This is a genomic window from Streptomyces odonnellii (genome assembly GCF_000981895.1).
Taxonomy (GTDB): Bacteria; Actinomycetota; Actinomycetes; order Streptomycetales; family Streptomycetaceae; genus Streptomyces; species Streptomyces odonnellii.
Genome location: NZ_LATD01000420.1, coordinates 1 through 1,522, shown reverse-complemented (window position 1 = coordinate 1,522; position 1,522 = coordinate 1). Strand labels below are relative to the sequence as shown.

1 protein-coding gene and 1 pseudogene are annotated in these 1,522 nt (G+C 68.5%); both read right to left on the bottom strand.

Annotation, left to right across the window (positions count from 1 at the left end; all coding sequences use genetic code 11):
• Positions 1-357: pseudogene (locus WH07_RS31620) on the bottom strand (hypothetical protein); the annotation flags it as partial.
• A 25-nt stretch (positions 358-382) separates the two neighbouring features.
• Positions 383-985, bottom strand: coding sequence for a helix-turn-helix domain-containing protein (locus WH07_RS31615; protein ID WP_046507757.1), 603 nt, complete (start codon positions 983-985; stop codon positions 383-385).
• Positions 986-1,522: the final 537 nt, after the last annotated feature.

Sequence of the window (1,522 nt, the reverse complement as noted above, 5' to 3'; positions counted from 1 at the left end):
GGCCGGGGCTCCAGTGGCCGTGGTAGGTGGTTCGGCGGCAGCCGGTGCCGGTGTCTGCGGGGCTGCGGGGTCCGGGGTCCGCGTCTCGGGGGCCGGAACGGCTGGGCTGGTCGTCTCCGACGGGGTTGCGGTGAGGCGGTCGGGGGCCAGGACGGGGGCGATCGCGACCACGTCGGCCAGGCTCAGTCCGGCGGCAGGCGCGATCCGTTCCGCCTTCGCCTTTTCGTATACGGCCAGCACGCTGATCCGCCGGGCCCGCTCCGTCTCGAGTTTCACGAGCGCGGCCTGGGCCTTCTTGATATCGTCCCGCAGGGCCCGCAGATCGGCCAGCTGCGCGGTGTAGGTCTTTGCGTCCATCACGGTTCCCTGTGCGCCGGTCGAATCAGCTGACGGTGGTGTGGGTGGTGACGTAGGCGATCGTGCCGCCTGAATGAGAAGGCAGACGAGCCCCCAGCAGAAGGTCCGCCAGCTTCCGGTCCGCTGCCCGAGGAGCTGTCAGATGCTTCACCGGCTCGGTGAGGTCGGTGACATGACCGGCCAGAACCGCATCGGGGAAACCATGACGGCCACGGCTGTCCTTCTCCCAGCGATCCAGGCCGGTCAGGACCGCCACCACATAACCGGACACGGTCACCGGCAGCACTCCCCCAGCCGCCACACTGGCCGCATCACAGCGCCACCATCCGCACAATGTCTTCACCAGCAGCTCGGGAGGCAGCTCGGCGGAAAACCCGGTCAGTCCTTCCCCATCCGCCGAGGTTCCTCTCTTCGCTACATCCGCCCGCAGCACAGCGATCTCCCGTACCGGAAGACGTTCCACCGGCGCCGGGTCACGGTCGCGCAATGCCTGGACCGCCTCGAGCGGCACCATCACCCGCACGCCCCGCTGCGACAGACCGCGCAACAGACCAGCACGGACGAGACGTCGGAAGGTCGTCACCGCGCAGCCCAGTTCCTGAGCCGCCTGACCAGTCGTCAGCAACACTTCCCCATGCCCCCTCTGGTCAGCATCTGGACGAGCCCGACCATACGCAGATCAGAACCCAACGTCAAAGCCAACTCTAATATCTGAGTACGCATGTACGCATGCTCCTTTCGGCGGCCCCGGCTCCACGACGCTTCTCAGCCCCCGGCACGCGCCACGGCGTGCCATCGGCCACGTCTGCGCCCGCTCCCTCAGGTGCCGCTGGCCGAACATCTTGAGCGCACGCCGCGTCCTTCTGCGGGGGTCTGGAGCGGAAGGGTCTGTCGCGGCGCTGAGCCCGGCGCCAGGTGCCTGAACTCCCCCTCGTGGGGCGGGCGTTGAGGTGCCCGACTGTCCGGGCAGGGTGGACGGCATGGGAGGTGTTGACGAGCGGGAAGCGGCACTGGCACTGGCCACACAGGCCGCAATGTGGTGTGGGCGATGGGCGGTACGTCCCAGGAACGGTTTCTACGCGCGATCAGCGGCGGCAGATGAGGCCGACGTCCTGTCGGCTGGACCGTGATCCGGCTGGATGCGCTCTAGCGGGACGCTCCCTCC